Below are 22,146 nucleotides of genomic sequence, written 5' to 3' on the forward strand. Positions count from 1 at the left end.
TCTGTCATGCGCCTGAGAATGATGGCGCATGGCATATTTTCAATTCATCCGCACCAATTGGTTGTTTTTGTTGGCAGGTTTTCTGCTGACCTTTACGTCGTCCTACGGCCAGACGTACTTTATTTCGCTGTTTGCGGGCGAGATTAAGGGCAGTTTCGGCCTAAGCGATGGCAAATGGGGCGGCATCTATAGCATCGGCACAACGCTGTCGGCGATCACGATGGTATGGGCCGGCGTGCTGACGGACCGGTTTCGCGTCCGCCGTCTGTCATTCTGGGTGATGATTGCGCTTGCCACGGCCTGTCTGGCAATGGCGGCTGTACCAAACTGGATCGCGCTGATCTTTGTTATTTACGCGCTGCGGCTGACCGGACAGGGGATGATGTCGCAGCTGGGGTCGGTCGCCATGGTCCGCTGGTTCGAGGCGACACGCGGCAAGGCGCTTTCGCTGTCGTCAATGGGTTTCGCAGCTGGGCAAGCCATCTTACCGGTTGTTTTTGTGGCACTTTTCGCCAGTTTCCATTGGCGCAGCCTGTGGGTATTGGCCGCAATTCTGGTGCTGATCACCATGCCGGTGATGCTGGCCCTGTTACGTCAGGAACGTACCCCGCAATCGATGGCCGAAACCACGCAGGTGGCGGGAATGGACGGCGTGCATTGGACACGCATGCAGATGATGCGCCACGGGCTGTTCTGGCTGATGATCCCGATGATTATCGGACCGGCGTCATGGGGCACCGCGCTGTTTTTCCAGCAGGTCCACCTGACCGAGGTCAAAGGTTGGTCGCTGGTTAGTTTTGTCGCGTTGATGCCGCTTTATACCGTCACATCGGTGATTTCGACATTCGTATCGGGGTGGGCGGTTGACCGTTTCGGGGTGAACCGTGTCACCCCCGTGCAAATGCTGCCCTTTGCACTGTCCTTTGCGGTTCTCGCCTTTGCGGACACGATTGCGATGGCGGGTGTTGGGCTGATGATTTTTGGCGTCGGGCAGGGGATGCAGGCCACCGCGACATCGGTTTTCTGGGCCGAATTTTACGGCACGCGCTATATCGGATCGATCAAGGCGGTTGCCGCGGCGCTGATGGTGTTCGGATCGGCGATTGGCCCGGGGATCACGGGTCTGTTCATTGATCTGGGTGTTGATTTCCCTGAACAAATGATCCCGATTTCGATTTATTATGTGATTGCTGCCGCCATGGCGACGACTGGCGTCTTGAAATATCAGGGCAGGCTTGCCCGCGCTCAGCGCTGACGGCGCAGATAGACGTAATAGGCGCCGCCACCACCGTGGCTGATATGGGCCTGACTGACCTGCAAAACAGCACTGGCCAGCGGCGGCATCGACAGCCATTGCGGCACTTGATGGCGCAAGACACCGTGGCGCACAGGAATGGGCCCGCCTTCGTCGCGCATCTTGCCCTTGCCGGTGATCACCAGCACCAACCGCTTGCCGTTTTTATGCGCGCCCAGAATGAACCGCGTTAGGGCAGGGTGGGCACGGTCCAGCGTCATACCATGCAGATCGATCCGGCCTTCGGGGCTTAGCTTGCCGCGCTTGAGCTTGGTAAACGCCTTGTTGTCCATCTGCACAGGCGATTTGCGGATCTGATCGGGCAGGGACGGCATCAGATCATGGGTGGAACGGCGCGGTTTCGGCACAGGTTTCCCCAGCAGGACCGACGTGGTTTTGCGGATCTGCGGGGCGCTTGGGGCAGGGCCATCGATTTCAGCGCGAAACAACTGGTTCACGTCCAGTTTTTCGGTACGCTCCGTCACCTTTTGCCAAAGCGAAAGATCGTCTTTGTTCAATCGTTTACGCGTCATAGCAACGGCTCTGGCAGTAGGGCATAGGCGCGTTGGATCGGCATCAATACCATCATCCGGCCCGGATCACGCAGTTTTCCAGCCGCGCGCCCCGCATCTTCGCCCGTGCCAAAGAAAATATCGGCACGTTGTGCGCCCTTGATTGCGGACCCGGTGTCTTGGGCGATCATCAGACGGTGCAGCGGCAATGCGCCTTCTTTCTCGATCCAGACAGGTGCGCCTAGGGGGACAAATTTTGGATCAACGGCAACCGTGCGCATATCCGTGACAGACCGGTTCATCGCGCCAAGCGGCCCCTTGTCTGCGGGCACTTGGTTGACCTCGCGAAAGAAAACATAAGACGGGTTGTGATACAGCAGATCACGCCCGTCCTTGGGGTTGCGGCGCACCCAGTTCTTGATCACCTCGGCGCTGACCTGATGCGCATCATAGACGCCGCGCCGTACCAGTTCGACACCGATAGACCGATACGGATGCCCATTTGCGCCACGGTATCCAACGCGGATAAACCTCCCATCTGGCAAACGGATACGGCCAGAACCCTGAATTTGCAGGAAAAATAGTTCAACCGGATCATCAACATACGCGATCTCAAGGCCGCGGCCCTTCATCACGTCGGTGTCCAGAATATCCCGACGCGGCAGCCAGGGATTATTCGCTTTTGCCTCTTTCGGCATCGAATAGATGGGGTATTTAAACCGCGACGACGGATACAGATCGCCATCCAGTTCGGGTTCAAAATAGCCGGTAAACATCGCGTCTTGGCCGTCTTCGATCAGGACTGGGCGAAAGAACAGCTCAAAGAACTGACGCGGATCTGGGTTGGCCTCAGCAAAGCTGCACAGGTTGCGCCAGTCGACGTCTTCCATATCGCGGCAGGTGTTCAGGAATGTCGCAAGCGCGGCGGCGTGGTCATCGGTTTCCCACGCATCCAACTGCCCGAATTCCATAACGGTATAGGTCACATCTGCAAATGCGGGCGGCACCGTCAGGCCCGCCCACAGCATCGTACCCGCACAGGCACGAATTAACCGTCTGTAGAAACGAGCAACCAATTTGGATCATCCGAGCCCATGACCCGCGAGAATACCCACGTGTCTTTTTGACGTATCACTTCGGTTGGGCTGCCCTCGACGACATTGCCGTCTTTGTCTTTCACAACCGATGTCATTTCCGCGACAAACCGGATGGTCAATTCAGCCTCGTTGGTGGCGCTGTCCATCGTCGCGTTATCCAGTTCCATTTCACGGATACCGATGAAATGGGATTCAACCGTCAGGCCCTGATCTTCGCGGTCAGCAACACCATCGACAAAGCTTTCAAAGATGTCGTCGGACAGGAACGGTTTGATTTCGTCCAGATTTCCATGCTCGTACCCCATGACGATCATCTCATAGGCACCGCGTGCGCCGCCCAGAAAATCACTTACGCCAAAGGACGGCTCGATCCGTTTCATATCTGCTAGGGCAATCGCCGTGTCCGACCCTTCGGCCGCGTGGTCGGTGATATCCAGATCAGGACCACCTTCGATAACTTCGAACGCAGGGCCAACGGATTTCTTGGCCGGGCCATCCACCTCAGGTGTTTTTTCAAACCCCTCGCGCGTTCCCAATGCATTTTTCAAACGCAAAATCAGGAATACTGCAATGCCGGCAAGCACCAGAAGCTGTATTAGGGGCGAATTCATAGGGACCTCTTGGTGAGAAACATGGAAACGTGGGTCTGTTGCCCTTATGTAGGGTGTGAACCGGGCCAAGTCCACTGTGGCCCTTATGAAAGGACCCGCACCATGTGGCTGTTTTTGGCGTTTATTGCCGTACCTTTGATTGAAATTGCGTTGTTTATCCAAATAGGTGGGGCAATTGGCCTCGGTTGGACGCTTGCCATTGTTGTGCTGACGGCGCTGATCGGCACATCCTTGATGCGCGCGCAGGGTGCCATGGCGATGAGCCAGATCAGATCGTCCCTGTCCGAGGTTCGCGATCCGACCGAACCCTTGGTCAACGGCGCGATGATACTGTTTGCAGGCGCTTTGCTGCTGACGCCAGGGTTTTTCACCGACGCGATCGGTTTTTCCCTTTTGGTACCGGGCATCCGGTCAGTGGTGTTTCAGGCGATCCGGTCGCGGGTTAGCGTCAGCGGGTCTATGAATGTCAGCGGCGGGTTTACCAACACCCGCAAACAACCACACCGCCCGATGCAGGGTGACGTGATTGATGGCGAATATCACGAGCTGTCCGACGATGAAAAAAGGGGCAAGCGTCCGTCAGGCTGGACAAAGCATTGAGGGCCGCCCCCAGGTCTGATAAAGCCAGCCAAACGCATTTTTTTCTCTCAAGGAGCCCGCAACATGGCTGAAGAAGCAGCACCACAACCAACACAAGCAGCCCAGCCGCAGATGCGCATCATGGGTCAGTTTATTCGCGACATGTCGTTCGAGAATATTATGGCCCAAAAAGGCGCACCGACCGATGTGCAGCCAGACGTACAGGTTCAGGTAAATCTGGATGCGAAAAAGCGTTCAGCCGACAACCAATATGAATCCGCGATCAAGCTGAAAGTGACATCAAAGGCCAAAGACGGCGACGCGATGCTGTTCTTGCTTGAGATCGATTATGTCGGCATTTTCCACATCGAAGGCGTGCCAGAAGACCAGATGCACCCGTTCTTGTTGATCGAATGCCCCCGGATGATTTTCCCGTTCCTGCGCCGCGTTGTCAGCGACATCACGCGCGATGGTGGCTTCCCGCCGCTGAACTTGGAAAACATTGATTTTGTTGCACTTTACCGCAACGAAATCGCACGCCGTCAGGCAGAAAACCCACCAAAAGCAGACGCCTAAAGCGTCTTCCAAAGCGCGCTGTCGCCCAGCTTGCTGACAAACTCAGCATGGGCGGCGGCTTCTTCCTGCGATATCCGCGAGGGCAGGGGATTGGGCCGCGGCTTTGGCATCCAGTCTTGGGACAAATCACCGGCTTTACGTTCAGGCTTGGTTGACAGGCCAAAGTCCGGTTGGCGCCCGCCGATCAGCTCCAGATACACTTCGGCCAGAATTTCACTATCCAGCAAAGCGCCGTGAAGCGTCCGCGAGGTGTTGTCGATTCCGAAGCGGCGACACAATGCATCCAGCGATGCCGGCGATCCGGGGAACCGTTTGCGGGCAATCGCCAGCGTATCCAGCGCCTGTTCCCACGGAATCTGCGGCAGGCCCATCCATCTAAGTTCAGCATTCAAAAACTTGATGTCGAATGCCGCGTTATGGATGATCAGCTTCGAATCTCCGATAAAATCAAGGAACTTTTGCCCGATATGCGCAAACTTGGGTTTATCGCGTAAAAATTCATCACCAAGCCCGTGCACCTGAAACGCTTCGTCCGGCATGCCGCGTTCCGGGTTGATATACTGGTGATAGGTTTCGCCGGTCGCCACGTGACCCATCAGCTCAACGGCACCGATCTCGACGATGCGGTCGCCGCTTTCGGGATCAAAACCGGTGGTTTCAGTATCAAGAACGATCTCACGCATGGGTCAGTTTTCCTTTGATGTCGTCGATGATGGCCAATACCTGGGCGCGGGCGTGTTCAAGGGTATCTGTCTCGATCACATAATCCGACAGCGCGCATTTTTCATCATTTGGCATCTGCTTGGACCGTATATTTTCGAATTGTTCCAGCGTCATCGTGCCCCGTGCCATAACGCGTTCTTGCTGTGTTTCCGCTGAAACAGTCACACATGCAACCGCGTCCATGCGTTTATCACCACCTGTTTCAAAGATCAGCGGAATATCCAGAACGATAATGTCAGCGCTCGCATTCTCCAAAAAGGCGGTCCGGTCCTTACCAACCAAGGGATGCACAATCCCTTCGATCTTTTTCAACGCATTGGGATCATTAGCAATAATCGTCTTGAGCGCAGGCCGCGAGACAGCGCCATCAACCACCGCCTCGGGAAAAGCGTCCATAAATGCGGGCACGGCGGCACCGCCCTTGGCATAAAGACGATGCACCGCGGCATCGGCATCCCACACGGCGCATCCTGCATCGGCGAACATGGTCGCGGTTGTCGATTTTCCCATGCCAATTGACCCTGTTAGTCCCAGCAAAAACATCAGCGCAGTGCCGCCGCGCGGGTCGCATCATCGACCACAGGACGGGTGCCGAACCACCGTTCAAAGCCAGGAACCGCCTGATGCAAAAGCATGCCAAGCCCGTCAACGGTGACACAGCCGACATTTTCGGCAGTTTCCAGTAGATCGGTCTTGAGCGGGTTGTAAACCAGATCGGTCACAACGGTCTGCGGGCGCAAGCCATCCAACGGCACGCGCAAATCAGCCTTGCCCACCATGCCAAGAGAGGTCGTATTCACCACCAGCGCGGCATGATCCAGCATATTACCCGCATGCGTCCAGTCATACACGGTGACACGGGCACCAAACACCGACTGAAGGTTTTCAGCACGCACGCGCGTCCGGTTGGACAGCAAAATTTCCGGCACACCTGCATCCAGCAACGACGAAATAACCGCACGTGCGGCACCGCCCGCCCCAAAGACCGCCGCCGGGCCGTCGGCAGGATTCCAATTCGGAGCACCGGTTTTCAGGTTCTCTAGAAACCCGTAACCATCTGTATTATCGCCAATAATTCTGCCATCGTCGCTAAACACCAGCGTATTCACCGCACCGATCAAGGCAGCGCGATCCGTGACTGTATCGACATAATTCATCACCGCCTCTTTATGCGGGACGGTGATATTGGCACCCACGAAACCCATTTTAGGCATGGTCCGCAGCACCTGCTCCAGATCCTGTTGCGCAACATCCATCGGGATGTAGGCCCCTTGCAGGCCCAAAGTCTTTAGCCAGTGGCCGTGAATTTGGGGGGATTTCGATTGCGCAATCGGCGACCCTATCACAGCAGCAAGCGGTATTTTCGGCAAACTCATGCGGGCAGGTCCCCTCGGATCGTTAGGTAATTGATAAGCTCGATCAGGGGTAATCCTAGGACATTAAAGTAATCCCCTTCAATCCCGCTGAACAGGCGCACACCTTCTTCTTCCAATTTATATGATCCAACGGCGTGCTGGATGCTATCCCAGTTCCGGTCGACGTAATCGGCAATATAGGTGTCAGAAGCATCACGCATCCGCAAACGGACCTGACCAACATGGCGCCAAATCGGTTTACCATCCTCAACGATGACGGCAGCGGACAACAAACTATGGCGATCGCCGCGCAAGCTCGTCAGCTGATCGATGGCATCCTGCGGGGTTTTGGGTTTCGACAACAACGCCCCACGGTGATCAAGAACCTGATCACAGCCCAAAACCAAGGCACCGGGGATTTTGTCACTGACCCTGCGGGCCTTCATCTCGGCCAGTGTATCAGCGATATCGCGGGGCGGGGCACCATCAGAAAGCAAGGCGGCCTTGATCATCTGTTCATCTATTCGTGCAACATTGACCTGATATGGAATATTTGCCTGCGTCAGCAACTGCGCCCGGATCGACGACCCCGAGGCAAGGATGAGGGTTTGAACCATGTGGATAACCTGTGTGCGATGTTTAGGAGTTTTTAAGGACTTATCCCCGAGAATGCGAGAGACAGTACACCGCCCACGGATATCTTAGATTTCCAGCCCGACTATTCAATTTTGTACGGGGTGGGATAAGGATAACTTGGAAAGCGGGTGTTTTCCCTTTCCCCTCAAATGATCCACAGTTTTGTACAGGGCAGATATCAGATATTTGTCAATTAACATACTGATTTTTAAATATTTTTAACATCCAACCGTTTTTGTTAGCCCTAACCCGTTTGTAAAGTTAACAGGTGGATAACCATTAGCATATCTCGATAATCCACAGAAATCACGTTCCCTACTTACATCATCATCTTTCTTCTTTTCTTATTTATATTAGAAAGAAGGCAATGAACGGAGTGTGATATGTCTGACCTTCTGGCCCTCGCTTACCCATGGACAAAGTCGATCCATATCATGGCGGTGATATCGTGGATGGCCGCGCTGTTCTATCTTCCGCGCTTGCTTGTTCACCATACCGAACGCGTTGGCCTAACGGGCGAGACGCATGATCTGTTTACGATGATGGAGTTTAAACTGGCCAATGTGATCATGCGCCCGGCAATGATCGCCACGTGGATTTTTGGCCTATGCTTGGTTTTTACGCCCGGCATCGTTGATTGGTCGATGATATGGCCCTGGACCAAGGCTTGTGCCGTGATCGCAATGACAGGGTTCCATGAATGGCTGTACGCGCGGGTCAAAGGGTTCGCCGCAGGTCAGAATACCCTAACAGGCAAACAATACCGCATGATGAACGAAGTCCCGACTGTTTTAATGATCATCATTGTCCTGTCAGTGGTCGTGAAATTCTAACCGGATTGACGAAAGCGCCTTATCTGACTATGTATCGCCTCGCACCCAGTTCTGGGAATGCATCCGTCTGCCAAATTTAACGATACGACCCGCCTGATTTGATTGGGCCGGTACAGGATATTTCCATGACAACCGAAACGCTGAACCTCGCTGATCTTAAGGCGCAGACCCCCAAGAACCTCTTGGCGATGGCCGAAGAGCTTGAGATCGAAAACGCGTCGACCATGCGCAAAGGCGAGATGATGTTCCAGATTCTGCGTGAACGCGCGGACGAGGGCTGGGAAATCTCGGGCGACGGTGTGTTGGAAGTGCTGCAAGACGGGTTCGGATTTTTGCGGTCCCCCGAAGCAAACTATTTGCCGGGCCCCGATGATATTTACGTTTCACCTGAAATGATCCGCCAGCATTCGCTGCGCACCGGCGACACCATCGAAGGGTTGATTAAGGCACCCGACGATACAGAGCGTTATTTCGCCCTGACCGAGGTCACCAAAATTAACTTTGAAGAGCCTGAAAAGGCTCGTCACAAAGTCGCATTCGAAAACCTGACGCCTCTGTATCCGGACGAACGTCTGACGATGGAGGTTAACGACCCCACCGTCAAAGACCGGTCCTCCCGGATTATCGATCTGGTTTCCCCGATTGGTAAAGGCCAGCGTTGCTTGATCGTTGCGCCGCCGCGGACTGGTAAAACCGTTCTTCTTCAGAACATTGCCAACTCGATCGAACAGAACCACCCGGAATGTTACCTGATCGTTTTGCTGATTGATGAACGCCCGGAAGAAGTTACCGACATGCAGCGGTCAGTTAAGGGCGAAGTCGTTTCCTCGACCTTCGATGAACCCGCCACCCGTCACGTTGCGGTGTCCGAGATGGTTATCGAAAAGGCCAAGCGTCTGGTCGAGCACAAGCGTGATGTTGTCATCCTGCTTGATTCGATCACCCGTCTGGGTCGCGCGTTTAACACCGTTGTGCCATCGTCGGGCAAGGTTTTGACCGGTGGTGTTGATGCGAACGCCTTGCAGCGCCCCAAGCGTTTCTTTGGTGCCGCTCGTAACATCGAAGAGGGCGGATCGCTGACTATCATCGCGACCGCGTTGATCGATACCGGCAGCCGCATGGACGAGGTTATCTTTGAGGAATTCAAAGGTACTGGTAACTCTGAAATCGTTCTGGATCGCAAGATTGCGGACAAACGTGTGTTCCCTGCGATTGATATTCTGAAATCAGGTACACGCAAAGAGGATCTGCTGGTTGATAAAATCGACCTACAGAAAACCTTTGTTCTGCGCCGTATTCTGAACCCGATGGGTACGACCGACGCGATCGAATTCCTGATTGGAAAGCTGAAGCAAACCAAGACGAATTCGGATTTCTTCGACTCAATGAATACCTAAGTTATCAAATTATAACAGTGGGTTAGACAAATGGATACGATTTTTGCTCAGGCCACAGCGCAAGGGCGTGCTGGGGTTTGCGTTATTCGTATCTCTGGTCCCAATGCTTTTGAAATCGCCGAAAAAATAGCACATCCGCTGCCCGCAATACGTCAGGCTGCGGTGCGACCGATCGTCGATCTGAATGGTGATACGATCGACAGTGCGTTGGTCTTGGCCTTCAAAGGGCCAAGCAGTTTTACGGGCGAAGACGTTGTTGAATTGCATCTTCATGGCAGCATCGCCGTCGTAAAAGCGGTTCTTGAACTGCTGTCAACTTTCCCTGATACGCGGCTCGCCGACCCGGGAGAGTTCACCCGCCGCGCGATGGAAAACGGCAAGCTTGATCTGACCCAAGTCGAGGGGCTGGGTGACTTGATCGAGGCCGAAACAGAAGCACAACGTAAACAAGCGCTTAGGGTTTTATCTGGCCATTTGGGTCAACGCGTAGACGCGTGGCGGGAAAAGCTGATCCGCGCCGCAGCTCTGTTAGAAGTGACAATCGATTTCGCGGACGAAGACGTTCCCGTAGATGTTTCCGCAGAAGTCAGGGAACTGCTGACTTCGGTCAATGACGATCTACTGAACGAGATTAAGGGCACTCACACCGCCGAGCGTATCCGGACAGGGTTCGAGGTCGCGATCATTGGTAAGCCAAACGCGGGAAAATCCACGCTTTTGAATGCCTTAGCCGGTCGGGACGCTGCAATTACGTCTTCGATTGCAGGCACAACCCGTGACGTTATCGAAGTTCGTATGGATATGGGCGGTCTTCCGGTGACTTTGCTGGATACTGCCGGCCTAAGAGAAGGCGCTGATGAGGTCGAGGCAATCGGAATCGACCGCGCCATGTCGCGGGCAGAGGCCGCCGATTTGCGGGTTTTTTTGGTGGAGGAGGGGGAGGAGCTTCCTATCAGGGCGAAACCGGATGATATTCGCCTTTTGCCCAAGGCGGACTTGCGAGATGATACCTCGGGTTCTATCTCTGGTATAACTGGGCAGGGCGTATCGGACCTGATCACACGGGTTCAGTCTGTTTTAAAGACCCGGAGCTTGACCGCAGGGCTTGCGACGCATGAACGTCACCGGGTGGCCTTGCAGAAAGCCGCTGATGGGTTAGCATTTGCTATGTCAGTTCTGGATCACGGGCCGGATCAATATGATATAGCTGCAGAAGAACTACGGCATTCGATTCGTGCACTAGAAGCATTGGTCGGTCGTATCGACGTCGAAAACTTGCTGGATATAATATTTTCCAGCTTTTGCTTGGGTAAATAGATGGAGTGTTTCACGTGAAACATTTTGAAGTCATTGTTATTGGCGGCGGGCACGCTGGCGCGGAGGCAGCACATGCTTCTGCTCGAATGGGTGCGTCGACCGCGCTGATAACGATGTCGCGTGATGGCATCGGCGTTATGTCGTGTAATCCGGCCATTGGTGGCTTGGGTAAGGGTCACCTCGTTCGCGAGATCGATGCAATGGATGGTGTGATGGGGCGCGTCGCTGACAAGGCGGGCATCCAATTCCGACTGCTGAATCGGCGTAAAGGGCCAGCGGTTCAAGGCCCACGTGCCCAAGCAGACCGTGGCATCTATAGATCCGAAATGCTTGCCGAGACGGAGAAACGCGAAAGCCTCGAGATTGTCGAAGGCGAGGTTGTTGATTTTATTGTTGAAGACAACAGAGTGTGCGGTGCCATTCTTGCGGATGGTACGTCGATCCGCGCGAAATCGGTCATTCTTACGACGGGGACTTTTCTGCGCGGCGTCATCCACATCGGCGACGTTTCGCGCTCCGGTGGGCGGATGGGCGATAAAGCGTCTGTTGATTTGGCGAATCGTATCGATTCCTTCAATCTCCCTTTGGGTCGTTTGAAAACAGGCACGCCCCCACGCTTGGATGGCCGCACAATTGACTGGACCAACCTTGAAATGCAGCCAGGCGATGATGAGCCTGTTGTTTTTTCCTTTATGTCCCATGGCGTATCGGCCAAGCAGATATCTTGTGGCATAACGCATACGAACGAGAAAACGCACGAGATCATCAAGCGTAACCTTGAAAGATCGGCGATGTACGGCGGCCACATCGAAGGCGTCGGGCCGCGGTATTGTCCCTCAATCGAAGATAAGGTTGTACGCTTCGCCGATAAAACGTCGCATCAAGTTTTTCTTGAACCTGAGGGGGCCGACGACCACACGATCTATCCGAATGGAATATCCACGTCGCTGCCCGAAGATGTGCAGCTTGAATATGTACGTTCGATGGCAGGATTGGAAAACGTCGAAATCCTCCAGCCGGGCTATGCGATCGAATATGATTATGTTGATCCAAGGGCGCTGGACCTGACACTAAGGGTGCGCAGTGTTCCCGGGCTTTTTCTTGCTGGCCAAATTAACGGCACGACCGGATACGAGGAAGCGGCCGCGCAGGGCCTTGTCGCTGGTTTGAACGCCGCGCTGGTCGCCCAAGGCAAGGAGCCTGTTATTTTCAGCCGCGCGCAAAGCTATATTGGTGTGATGATCGACGATCTGACGACACGCGGCGTAACAGAACCCTATCGGATGTTCACATCTCGGGCAGAATTCCGACTGTCTTTGCGTGCGGACAACGCTGACCAACGCTTAACACCAATTGCGATGCAGCTTGGGTGCGTGTCAACGGAGCGCTCGGAGGTGTTTACGGACAAGATGAGCCGGATGGAGAAAGCCATGCGGGTTCTTTCAAACACGGAATGGTCGCCTAAGGAAATTGCAGAAGCGGGTATTAAGATCAATCAAGACGGCACAAAGCGGACGGGCTTCCAGCTTTTGGCTTTCCCAGATGTTGTGTTCGAAGATCTCATCACCTTGAATCCGGCGCTCGCTGATGTTGCGAATGATATTCGTCGTCAGGTGGAGCGGGACGCGCTTTATGCGAACTATATTGCCCGGCAACAGCGGGATATTGACCTACTTCAGAAGGACGAAGCCCATGTTATTCCATCGAATTTTGAGTATGGTATCATTGATGGCCTTTCGAATGAGCTTACTTCAAAGCTTGAGAAAACTGCACCAACGAACCTTGCTCAGGCAGCGCGGATTGACGGTATGACGCCGGCCGCCTTGACGCTTATTCTGTCGCATCTGAAGCGCGGCAGCAGAAAGAAATCGGCGTGAGTGCTTTTGAGGGGGAAGATGTTTCACGTGAAACATTCGATCAGCTTACTCAGTTCGCCCAGCTCGTCGAAAGATGGACGGCAAAGATCAATCTGATCTCCAAGCCCAGCGTTCCCCATATTTGGGAGCGTCATATCAACGATTCTGTCCAGCTTTATCGTCATGCGCCCCAAGTGAATAGCTGGGTTGATCTGGGCAGCGGTGGAGGGTTCCCAGCAATTGTATTGGCGATCTTATCCAAGCAAGACGGACGCGATACGAAATTCACTTTGGTGGAAAGCGATCAGCGCAAGTGTGTTTTCCTGCGCACTGCAATTCGCGAACTTGGATTGAACGGCGAGGTGATTAACAAGCGGATTGAGGAGATTCCGGGGCTTGAGGCGGATATTTTGTCCGCCCGCGCGCTTTCTGACTTGTCTACGCTGCTTGGATACGCTGATCTGCACCTAAGAAAAGACGGTATCGCACTGTTCCCGAAGGGCGAAAACTGGAAGACTGAAGACGCTGACGCTAAAGCCCTCTGGCACTATACCTGTGAGCCAATTCCTAGTTTAACGAACCCTTCGGCGGCTGTACTTAGAATCAAGGATATTTCCCATGTCTGATCTCTCGCGCCCTGTGGGCCCCAAGATTATAGCGGTGGCAAATCAGAAAGGCGGAGTAGGTAAGACGACAACGACAATTAACCTTGCCGCGGCCCTTGCTGAGCAGGATATGCGGGTTCTGGTAGTCGATCTTGATCCGCAAGGAAATGCGTCTACCGGCCTAGGTATTGATGTTGATGACCGGGAATACACAACATATGAGCTTCTCCTCGAAGATATTGGCTTGGATAAGGTGATCTTAGAGACCGAGACGCCAGGCTTGCATATCGTACCGGCGACGGTGGACCTTAGTTCTGCTGACCTGGAATTGATCTCAAATGAGAAGCGAAGCTTTCTTTTGCACGATGCGCTGCGTCAGACCCAGATGGATGGCTATGCATTCGACTACATTTTGATCGATTGCCCACCGTCGCTAAACTTGCTGACCGTAAACGCGATGATTGCAGCACATTCCGTTCTGGTGCCGCTGCAAAGCGAATTTTTTGCGCTTGAGGGGCTTTCGCAGCTTATGCTGACGATACGAGAAGTCCGGCAAAGCGGGAATAAAAACCTTCGGATTGAAGGGGTTGTGCTGACGATGTACGATCAGCGTAACAATCTGTCTCAACAAGTTGAGCAGGATGCGCGCGCGAATTTGGGAGAACTTGTTTACAAAACAGTGATCCCTCGAAATGTGCGCGTGAGCGAAGCACCCAGTTTTTCGATGCCGGTGTTAAGCTATGATAGCGGGTCCAAAGGCGCAAAAGCGTATCGCGATCTCGCGCGAGAGATTTTGGAAAATGGCGTAATCTAGGGGCAGAGTGATGGCAGACAAAGAAAAACGGCGCGGGCTTGGGCGTGGCCTTTCGGCATTGATGGCAGATGTGGCCGAGACGCAGTCGGTTGCATCCGAAGGTGCCGCCGAACGGTATGTACCAATTGAAAAGATTTCGCCTAATCCGGAGCAGCCAAGAAAACGGTTTGACCCTGAAGATCTGGATGATTTGGCGAATTCGATCAAGGAAAAGGGCGTCATCCAGCCGTTGATCGTGCGCCAAAGGCAGGATGGAACGTTTGAGATTGTCGCAGGCGAGCGCCGCTGGCGCGCGTCCCAGATGGCGAAATTGCATGAACTTCCTGTTATTGTTCGCGAGTTTACCGATGTTGAGGTCCTTGAGGTCGCGATTATCGAAAACATCCAACGCGCTGACCTGAACTCGATCGAGGAGGCCGCCGGTTACCGTCAGCTGATGGACAAATTCGGCCACACCCAAGAGAAAATGGCCGAGGCGCTTGGCAAAAGCCGTAGTCATATCGCGAACTTGTTGCGGCTATTGAACCTTCCTGAAAGCGTGCTTGAGATGGTGCGGGTCGGCGATTTGACTGCAGGTCACGCCAGGACGCTGGTCCCTGCGGATGATCCGGTAAAGCTGGCCAAGCAGATTATCGCTGGTGGCTTGTCGGTTCGCGCGACAGAGGCATTGGTTAAAAAGGATCAAGCTGGCGGCAGTGATACCGGCGAGAGAAAAGCTCCGAAAACGATGGCCGAGAAAGACGCAGACACCCGCGCGCTTGAGGGCGATCTGTCTGCCAGCTTGGGTATGAAGGTGACGTTGAACCACAAGCCCGGCCAAGAATCGGGCCAGATGGTGCTGAGCTACAAGACAATGGATGAGCTGGACGAGCTGTGCCGGCTGATCTCTGGCAGCTAGTCGGAGAGTAGCTCTGCCAAAATTGCGTTAAGAACCATAAAACCTTGGTTTGTAACGGTTAACTGATCTTGAACCAAATTGATCATCCCGATGTCTTGCATCCGGATGATCTTTTTCTTTGCGAGGGGCGCACCAGCCAGCGCGGTGTAGCGTTTTAGGTCAACGCCTTCCTTCAAGCGCAAGCCCATCATCAGAAATTCGCTGGCCTGATCCGCAGAGGCGAGCATCTCTCGGGGCTTTTCGGTCTTGCCAGAGGTGGAAGCGTCGAGCCACCGCTTGGGGTTGCTAAAGCATTCCGTGGCATATCGGTTGCCGTTTTGCGTCAGCCGCCCATGCGCGCCGGGCCCGATCCCCAGGTAATCGCCGTAGCGCCAATAAATGAGATTGTGCCGCGACTGCGCGCCGTCACTAGCATGGTTTGAAACCTCATAAGATGGCATTCCCATCTCGTCGCAAATCTCTTGCGTGGCGGCGTACATGTCCGCGCCCAGATCATCGTCAGGCAGTCCGCGCAGCTTGCCAATCGCATAGCGATCACCAAAAGCGGTGCCCTGTTCGATGGTCAGCTGATAAAGGGAGATATGGTCTATCGCCAGCGATAGTGCCTGTTTCAGTTCGGTCCGCCAATCGGACAGCGTTTGGTTCTGACGGCCATAAATCAGGTCGAAACTGACCCGTTCGAATGTTGAACGGGCGATATCAAATGCGGCTAATGCCTCGGCGGCGGTGTGAATGCGGCCAAGCCTTTTGAGGTCGGCATCGTTTAACGCTTGAATGCCCATCGATACGCGGTTCACGCCTGCGTCACGAAACCCTTTGAAACGTCCGGCCTCGACCGATCCAGGGTTCGCCTCGAGGGTGATTTCCATGTCATTTGCGACGGGCCAAAGCCGATAGATCGCAGCAATGACATCCGCGACGATCTCGGGGTCCATCAAGCTGGGTGTGCCGCCGCCAAAAAACACCGCATTCAGCACGCGCCCCTTGGTTTCTGCGGCACCGCGCTCAAGCTCAAGCAGATAGGCGTCGCGCCAAGCGCGTTGATCAATTTTGCGACTAACGTGGCTGTTAAAGTCACAATACGGGCATTTAGCCTCGCAAAAGGGCCAGTGGATATAGAGCCCGAAACCGCCCTGACGCCAGTCCTCAGTCAAAACAGGCCGACGTCAGTTTGGTGAACGCATCAGCGCGGTGGCTGATTTTGTTTTTCTCGACATGGGACATTTCGGCAAATGTCTGATCATAGCCATCGGGCTGGAACATGGGGTCATAGCCATGGCCGATCTGGCCGCGCATGGGCCAAACCAGGGTTCCGTTTACACGGCCTTCGAAAATCTCTTCGTGTCCGTCGGGCCACGCGAGCACCAAAGTCGCGCAAAATCGTGCGCGGCGCGGGTGAGGGGCGTTCTTTTCCTCGAGCAAGTTATGGGTTTTTGTCATCGCCATAACGAAATCGCGGCCATTGGGGGTCTCGGACCAATCAGCGGTATAGACGCCGGGGGCACCATCCAGTGCTTCGACCTCGATGCCGGAATCATCCGCGAGTGCAGGCAGGCCGGTGGCTTTTACCGCGGCAACAGCTTTGATCCGGGCGTTACCGATAAAATTGTCTTCAGTTTCTTCCGGCTCGGCCAGCTTCATCTCGGCGGCACCGACAACGCGCACACCGAAGGGCGCGAAAAGTTCGGCCATTTCCTTGAGCTTGCCAGCGTTGTGGGTGGCGATCAGGATTTGATCGCCGGTGAATTTACGTGTCATGCAGTGGCTTCTTTTTGAATATTAACCAGCTCGGTCACGCCTTTTTCAGCAAGGTCCATCAACTGGTTCATTTGGTCACGGGAATAGGTCGATCCCTCGGCGCTCATCTGGATTTCAATCAACCGACCGGTGCTGGTCATGATAAAGTTTCCGTCAACGCCTGCCTCTGAATCCTCGGGGTAGTCGAGATCAAGAACCGGCTGACCGGCATAGATGCCGCAGCTGATCGCGGCGACCGGATCAACCAAAGGGTCGCTGGTAACGTCGCCGGCTTTCATCAGTTTGTTCACGGCCAGTTTCAACGCGATCCAACCACCCGTGATGGACGCGCAGCGTGTGCCGCCGTCGGCCTGCAAAACATCACAGTCGATGGTGATCTGACGTTCGCCCAAGGCGCTGCGATCAACGCCCGCGCGCAGGGCACGGCCGATTAGGCGCTGGATTTCAACGGTACGCCCGCCTTGTTTGCCCATCGCAGATTCACGGCGCATGCGGGTGTTCGTGGCGCGGGGCAACATGCCGTATTCTGCAGTGACCCAGCCCAGACCGGACCCTTTGATGAATGGCGGCACGCGGTCTTCGATGGTGGCGGTGCACAGGACATGCGTATCACCCATCTTGATCAGGGCAGAGCCTTCGGCGTGTTTGGTAAAGCCTGTTTCAACAGACACGGCACGCATTTCGTCAAGTTTCCGACCAGAGGGGCGCATAAGATTATCCTTTTTGATTTACATCGGGGATAACGCCGCACGCTGTGCTGATGCAACCCCGATTGACGTTTCGGGCTCTAGCCCTTCTACTAAGTCATCATGGAAAAAATACCTACAGTTCTAGATGAAATGAATGATCGGTCGCGCGAGGTGTTTCGCCGCGTGGTCGAAGGATATTTGGCGAATGGCGATCCGGTGGGGTCACGCACGCTAACACGGGAATTCAGCGAAAAGGTAAGCGCCGCGACGATCCGGAATGTGATGCAGGATCTGGAGTATATGGGTTTGCTTGGCAGTCCCCATGTCAGCGCTGGCCGTATTCCGACGCAAATGGGGCTGCGGATGTTCGTCGACGGGATGATCGAAATCGGGGATCCGACGGATATCGACCGCGAAAAAATCGATGCGACCATGGGCGATAATGGTGCCGATGTTGGCGGCATATTGGACCGTGTCGGATCAGCGTTGTCTGGCGTGACACAAGGCGCATCTTTGGTGCTGACCCCGAAACACGAAGCACCGATCAAACATATCGAATTCGTCTCTCTTTCGCAGGATAGAGCCTTAGTCGTACTCGTGTTTTCGGATGGCCATGTGGAAAATCGCCTGTTCACGCCACCGCCCGGTCAGACGCCCAGCAGCATGCGAGAGGCGGCAAATTTCCTGAATGCTTTGGTTGAAGGCAAAACCATATCGGAACTTCAGCGGACCATTACGGTTCAGATCAACCAGCGCCGGCAAGAGATTGATATTCTGGCCAGGCAGTTGGTCGAAAGCGGGTTGGCCTTGTGGCAAGACGACGGAGAGCACCCCGAGCGGTTGATCGTGCGGGGCCGTTCGAATTTGATCAACACCGAGGGTGAGGCCGAGAATGTAGAGCTGATCCGGCAATTGTTTGATGATCTGGAACGTAAGCGGGATATTGCTGAATTTCTCGAACTTGCGGATGGTGGGGACGGTGTGCGCATTTTTATTGGGTCTGAGAACAAACTTTTTTCACTTTCGGGTTCCTCTCTGGTCGTTTCCCCTTATATGAACGCTGATCGTAAGGTGATTGGTGCCGTCGGCGTGATTGGCCCCACCCGCCTTAATTATGGACGTATCGTGCCGATTGTGAATTACACGGCGCAGCTGGTTGGGAAACTTATCTCGAACCGCAGCTAGAGGTGGAATATGGCAGAGCCGAGAGACAACGAATTTTTGGATAACATTGATGATGCAGAGGCCGAAGCCTATGCGGATGAAATGGAAGAGATTGGCGATGAAGCGTTGGAGCTGGATCAGCTGCGCGCCGAGCGTGACCTATTGAAAGACCGCTTTATGCGCGCGCTGGCCGATGCCGAAAACGCGCGCAAGCGGTCGGATAAAGACCGTCGTGAAGCAGAAAACTATGGCGGGTCCAAACTGGCCCGCGACATGCTGCCAGTGTACGACAACATGAAGCGCGCGTTGGAAGCCGTGACGGAAGAGCAGCGCGTGATTTCCGGGCCGCTGTTGGAAGGCATCGAACTGACAATGCGCGAGCTTTTGAACGTGTTCAAAAAGCACGGCATTGAAGTTATCGCCCCCGAGGTTGGTGACAAGTTTGACCCGCAGCAGCATCAGGCGATGTTCGAAGCGCCGGTTCCTGGCACCGTAGCCGGAGAGATCATTCAGGTCGCGACCGAGGGATTCATGCTGCACGACCGCCTGCTGCGCCCTGCGCAAGTTGGCGTTTCGTCAATGCCCGCAAGCTAAGGCGTTTTGATCTAGCTGCGGACCCTTCGGGGAGGATTTACTTCCATTTGGAATACGAGGGAGGCGGTCAATCTTTGGCCGCCTCTTTTAGTTTGTAAAGCAGATCAAGGGCTTCGCGGGGCGTAAGTTCATCCGGCAAGATATCAGCGAGGGCCGTTTCAACTTTGGATACCTTTGCGGGTTTTGGTGGCGGGGTGGGGCTGACGGCAAACAGTGGCAGGTCGTCGATCAGCGTTTTTTGTGTGGCCCCGCCCTCGCGTTCGCCTTTTTCAAGCGCTTCTAGAACAACGCGGGCGCGGGCGATTACGGATTGCGGCAGGCCCGCGAGCTGGGCCACTTGAACACCGTATGATCTGTCAGCGGCACCCTTCTTGACCTCGTGAAGAAAGATAACCTCGCCTTCCCATTCTTTGACCGTGACGGTCGCATTTTCGACGCCGTCCAGTTTGTTCGATAGCGCGGTCATCTCGTGGTAATGCGTGGCGAACAGTGCGCGCGAGCGGTTCACATCGTGCAGATGTTCCAATGTTGCCCATGCAATCGAAAGCCCGTCATAGGTTGCTGTGCCACGTCCGATTTCATCCAGAATGACCAAGGCACGATCATCTGCCTGATTAAGGATTGCTGCGGTTTCGACCATTTCAACCATGAAGGTCGATCGCCCGCGGGCAAGATCGTCAGATGCGCCGACGCGGCTGAAAATTTGGCTGACCAACCCGATATGTGCGGCGGTCGCCGGGACATAGCTGCCCATTTGCGCCATTAGGGCGATCAATGCGTTCTGGCGCAGAAAGGTGGATTTACCCGCCATGTTCGGGCCGGTCAGCAACCAGATTTGCGCGTTTTCGCCGCTTGCGGACAATGTGCAATCATTGGCGATAAAGGCGGCACCGGATTGCTGCGCCAAAGCACGTTCCACGACGGGATGACGTCCGCCTGAAATATCAAAAGCACGAGAGTTATCGACACGTGGCTTGGCCCAGTTTTCGGACTGCGCCAATTCGGCCAGCGCGGTGGCCAAATCAATCTCGGCGAGACCCGCAGAGACGACACCAATCGGACCTGCCTCCGCCAGAATTGCGGCTTTTAGCGTTTCATAGAGCCGTTTTTCAATCTCAAGCGCGTGATTGCCCGCGTTGAGGATTTTGGTTTCCATTTCGGACAGTTCTACGGTGGTAAAGCGGACCTGGTTTGCGGTGGTTTGCCGGTGGATAAAGGTTTCGGATAGCGGCGCTGAAAGCATTTTTTCGGCGTGGGTCGAGGTAACTTCGATGAAATAGCCCAAGACGTTGTTGTGCTTGATCTTGAGGGCGGAAATCCCCGTTGTCGAAACGAATTCCTGCTGCATTTGCGCGATAACGCTGCGGCCTTCGTCGCGCAGGGTGCGGACTTCGTCGAGTTCGCTATTATAGCCGGGGGCGATGAACCCACCATCGCGGGCCAAAAGCGGTGGTTCGGCAATCAGCGCCTGATCCAGCAGATCAATAAGCGCGTCATGACCCCGCAACCCTTTGATTGCTTGAGACAAAAGCTCGGGCATGTCGCTACTGTCGGTCTTGTCTGCAAGTTGGCTGGCTTCTGCGAGGCCATTGCGAATTGCGGCCAGATCACGGGGACCGCCGCGGTCTAGCGACAGGCGTGACAATGCGCGCTCGAGATCGGGAACATTGCGCAGATGTTCGCGGATATCATGGCGCAAACGGCTGTTTTCAAGGGCAAAGGTTATCGCGTCTAATCTGGCATGAATTGTCTCTAATACGCGGGATGGGGATGAAATACGTCGTTCCAACAGACGCCCGCCACCAGCGGTAACGGTTTTGTCCATGACAGACAGAAGCGTACCGGCGCGGCCACCAGAAAGGGCGTGGGTCAGTTCAAGATTGCGGCGCGTGGCGGTATCAATCTGAACGCTGCGGGCCTCGGATTCCTTTTGCGGCGGGCGCAGCAGGGGCAGTTTACCCTTTTGGGTGATTTCAAGATATTCGATGACGGCACCCATGGCCGAAATATCAGCGCGTTCAAAACTGCCAAAGGCATCAAGCGAGCTGACCCCGAACAGATCACAAACGCTTTTCTCGGCGCTGGTGCTGTCAAAGGCGGAGCGGGCGAGGGGCGTCAGCGATAGATTAAAGTCGGCAACCAACTCGCGGAGATCGTCTTCTTTAGTTTCGGATACGATGAGTTCCGAGGGGGACAGGCGCGCCAGTTCCGGGCCGAGCCGGGCCAAAGTTAAGGGCATCACGTGAAATGCACCGGTGGAAATATCCACCCAAGCCAGGGCATGTTGGCCGCGCACCTCGGCAAAAGCGGCAAGGAAGTTATGGCGCCGCGCGTCGAGAAGGGATTCTTCGGTCAATGTGCCGGGCGTTACCAAACGCACCACATCGCGTTTGACGATCGCCTTGTATCCACGTTTTTTGGCTTCCGCGGGGCTTTCCATTTGTTCGCAGACGGCGACGCGAAACCCTTTGCGGATCAGCGTCAGCAGGTACCCTTCGGCGGCATGAACCGGAACGCCACACATTGCGATGTCTTCGCCACCATGCTTGCCCCGTTTGGTTAGCGCAATATCCAACGCTTCGGCTGCGGCGACGGCATCATCAAAAAACATCTCATAGAAGTCGCCCATGCGGTAAAACAGCAAGGCATCAGGATATTGCGCCTTCAACTCGAGATACTGCGCCATCATTGGCGTGATTTTTTCGTCGCTCACTACAAACCCCTGTTCGGCATATGTCTGTCTACAAAAACAAGGGCTGGCATGAAAGGGGCGATCCTGATCAGCCAAGGCGCGTTTATGGCCGGATTTCCCAAATACGCATGGCATATACACCAGTT

At 54.7% G+C, this 22,146-nt stretch carries 23 protein-coding genes; 12 read left to right on the plus strand and 11 right to left on the minus strand.

The features are described 5' to 3' along the window. Positions 1-28: 28 nt before the first annotated feature. The gene (locus KZZ06_RS10925) at positions 29-1,255 is read left to right on the plus strand and encodes an MFS transporter (RefSeq protein WP_219580071.1); all 1,227 of its coding nucleotides are present in this window, start codon (positions 29-31) and stop codon (positions 1,253-1,255) included. Here the strand turns inward: KZZ06_RS10925 and KZZ06_RS10930 are convergent. Genes KZZ06_RS10930 through KZZ06_RS10940 form a run of 3 tightly spaced genes read right to left on the minus strand, consistent with a single transcriptional unit; the run spans position 1,246 to position 3,514 of the window. Then, positions 1,246-1,827, minus strand: a complete 582-nt coding sequence (locus KZZ06_RS10930) for a Smr/MutS family protein (protein WP_219580072.1) — start codon at positions 1,825-1,827, stop codon at positions 1,246-1,248. The genes KZZ06_RS10925 and KZZ06_RS10930 overlap by 10 nt on opposite strands. After that, on the minus strand, positions 1,824-2,834 hold the full coding sequence (locus tag KZZ06_RS10935; RefSeq protein WP_219580440.1) for a murein transglycosylase A: 1,011 nt from the start codon (positions 2,832-2,834) through the stop codon (positions 1,824-1,826). The genes KZZ06_RS10930 and KZZ06_RS10935 overlap by 4 nt, the downstream gene beginning before the upstream one ends. Before the next feature lie 20 nt (positions 2,835-2,854). Next, on the minus strand, positions 2,855-3,514 hold the full coding sequence (locus KZZ06_RS10940) for a Tim44/TimA family putative adaptor protein (RefSeq protein ID WP_219580073.1): 660 nt from the start codon (positions 3,512-3,514) through the stop codon (positions 2,855-2,857). Positions 3,515-3,616: 102 nt separating this feature from the next. Between KZZ06_RS10940 and KZZ06_RS10945 the strand changes: the two genes are divergently transcribed. Both KZZ06_RS10945 and secB read left to right on the plus strand, forming a co-directional pair. Next, a complete protein-coding gene (locus KZZ06_RS10945) occupies positions 3,617-4,114 on the plus strand; it encodes an FxsA family protein (RefSeq protein WP_219580074.1) in 498 nt (165 codons plus the stop codon). Positions 4,115-4,177: 63 nt separating this feature from the next. Continuing rightward, positions 4,178-4,669 (plus strand): protein-export chaperone SecB, encoded by a 492-nt coding sequence (gene secB / locus KZZ06_RS10950; RefSeq protein WP_219580075.1) that lies wholly within the window; start codon positions 4,178-4,180, stop codon positions 4,667-4,669. Here secB and dnaQ read toward each other — a convergent pair. From dnaQ to KZZ06_RS10970, 4 genes are read right to left on the minus strand one after another with little or no spacing between them, the layout of a single operon-like run. Next, positions 4,666-5,352, minus strand: coding sequence for a DNA polymerase III subunit epsilon (dnaQ, locus tag KZZ06_RS10955; RefSeq protein ID WP_219580076.1), 687 nt, complete (start codon positions 5,350-5,352; stop codon positions 4,666-4,668). The two genes, secB and dnaQ, sit on opposite strands and share 4 nt — an antisense overlap. Further along, entirely contained in the window at positions 5,345-5,935 is a 591-nt protein-coding gene (gene coaE / locus KZZ06_RS10960; RefSeq protein WP_219580077.1) for a dephospho-CoA kinase, read from the minus strand. Before coaE ends, dnaQ begins: the two co-directional genes overlap by 8 nt. Further along, on the minus strand, positions 5,935-6,768 hold the full coding sequence (locus KZZ06_RS10965) for a shikimate dehydrogenase (RefSeq protein WP_219580078.1): 834 nt from the start codon (positions 6,766-6,768) through the stop codon (positions 5,935-5,937). Before KZZ06_RS10965 ends, coaE begins: the two co-directional genes overlap by 1 nt. Further along, positions 6,765-7,364, minus strand: a complete 600-nt coding sequence (locus KZZ06_RS10970; protein WP_219580079.1) for a nucleoside triphosphate pyrophosphatase — start codon at positions 7,362-7,364, stop codon at positions 6,765-6,767. The genes KZZ06_RS10965 and KZZ06_RS10970 overlap by 4 nt, the downstream gene beginning before the upstream one ends. Before the next feature lie 402 nt (positions 7,365-7,766). Between KZZ06_RS10970 and KZZ06_RS10975 the strand changes: the two genes are divergently transcribed. The 7 genes from KZZ06_RS10975 (at position 7,767) to KZZ06_RS11005 (ending at position 15,103) form a co-directional block, all read left to right on the plus strand. Continuing rightward, positions 7,767-8,216, plus strand: coding sequence for a CopD family protein (locus tag KZZ06_RS10975; protein ID WP_219580080.1), 450 nt, complete (start codon positions 7,767-7,769; stop codon positions 8,214-8,216). A gap of 125 nt (positions 8,217-8,341) precedes the next feature. Then, positions 8,342-9,613, plus strand: a complete 1,272-nt coding sequence (gene rho / locus KZZ06_RS10980) for a transcription termination factor Rho (protein WP_219580081.1) — start codon at positions 8,342-8,344, stop codon at positions 9,611-9,613. 30 nt (positions 9,614-9,643) lie between these two features. Then, complete coding sequence (gene mnmE, locus KZZ06_RS10985) at positions 9,644-10,930, plus strand: tRNA uridine-5-carboxymethylaminomethyl(34) synthesis GTPase MnmE (RefSeq protein ID WP_219580082.1); 1,287 nt, start codon at positions 9,644-9,646, stop codon at positions 10,928-10,930. 5 nt (positions 10,931-10,935) lie between these two features. Then, on the plus strand, positions 10,936-12,807 hold the full coding sequence (mnmG, locus tag KZZ06_RS10990) for a tRNA uridine-5-carboxymethylaminomethyl(34) synthesis enzyme MnmG (RefSeq protein WP_219580083.1): 1,872 nt from the start codon (positions 10,936-10,938) through the stop codon (positions 12,805-12,807). Further along, entirely contained in the window at positions 12,804-13,412 is a 609-nt protein-coding gene (gene rsmG, locus KZZ06_RS10995; RefSeq protein WP_219580084.1) for a 16S rRNA (guanine(527)-N(7))-methyltransferase RsmG, read from the plus strand. Before mnmG ends, rsmG begins: the two co-directional genes overlap by 4 nt. Next, positions 13,405-14,205, plus strand: coding sequence for a ParA family protein (locus tag KZZ06_RS11000; RefSeq protein WP_219580085.1), 801 nt, complete (start codon positions 13,405-13,407; stop codon positions 14,203-14,205). Before rsmG ends, KZZ06_RS11000 begins: the two co-directional genes overlap by 8 nt. Before the next feature lie 10 nt (positions 14,206-14,215). Further along, entirely contained in the window at positions 14,216-15,103 is an 888-nt protein-coding gene (locus KZZ06_RS11005; RefSeq protein ID WP_219580086.1) for a ParB/RepB/Spo0J family partition protein, read from the plus strand. On the opposite strand, the gene hemW is transcribed toward KZZ06_RS11005, so the two are convergent. Genes hemW through rph form a run of 3 tightly spaced genes read right to left on the minus strand, consistent with a single transcriptional unit; the run spans position 15,100 to position 17,571 of the window. Beyond that, on the minus strand, positions 15,100-16,257 hold the full coding sequence (gene hemW / locus KZZ06_RS11010) for a radical SAM family heme chaperone HemW (protein WP_219580087.1): 1,158 nt from the start codon (positions 16,255-16,257) through the stop codon (positions 15,100-15,102). The genes KZZ06_RS11005 and hemW overlap by 4 nt on opposite strands. After that, a complete protein-coding gene (gene rdgB / locus KZZ06_RS11015) occupies positions 16,250-16,861 on the minus strand; it encodes an RdgB/HAM1 family non-canonical purine NTP pyrophosphatase (protein ID WP_219580088.1) in 612 nt (203 codons plus the stop codon). Before rdgB ends, hemW begins: the two co-directional genes overlap by 8 nt. After that, on the minus strand, positions 16,858-17,571 hold the full coding sequence (rph, locus tag KZZ06_RS11020) for a ribonuclease PH (protein WP_219580089.1): 714 nt from the start codon (positions 17,569-17,571) through the stop codon (positions 16,858-16,860). The genes rdgB and rph overlap by 4 nt, the downstream gene beginning before the upstream one ends. A gap of 129 nt (positions 17,572-17,700) precedes the next feature. On the opposite strand from rph, the gene hrcA reads away from it, so the two are divergent. Then, positions 17,701-18,735: a heat-inducible transcriptional repressor HrcA gene (gene hrcA, locus KZZ06_RS11025; RefSeq protein ID WP_257884313.1), complete on the plus strand. Its 1,035-nt coding sequence runs from the start codon at positions 17,701-17,703 to the stop codon at positions 18,733-18,735. Positions 18,736-18,744: 9 nt separating this feature from the next. Next, positions 18,745-19,308 (plus strand): nucleotide exchange factor GrpE, encoded by a 564-nt coding sequence (locus KZZ06_RS11030; RefSeq protein WP_219580091.1) that lies wholly within the window; start codon positions 18,745-18,747, stop codon positions 19,306-19,308. A 67-nt stretch (positions 19,309-19,375) separates the two neighbouring features. Here KZZ06_RS11030 and mutS read toward each other — a convergent pair whose 3' ends face one another. Beyond that, on the minus strand, positions 19,376-21,997 hold the full coding sequence (gene mutS / locus KZZ06_RS11035) for a DNA mismatch repair protein MutS (protein WP_219580441.1): 2,622 nt from the start codon (positions 21,995-21,997) through the stop codon (positions 19,376-19,378). Positions 21,998-22,146: the final 149 nt, after the last annotated feature.

It is taken from the genome of Sulfitobacter sp. CW3, assembly GCF_019392245.1.
Lineage (GTDB): Bacteria > Pseudomonadota > Alphaproteobacteria > Rhodobacterales > Rhodobacteraceae > Sulfitobacter.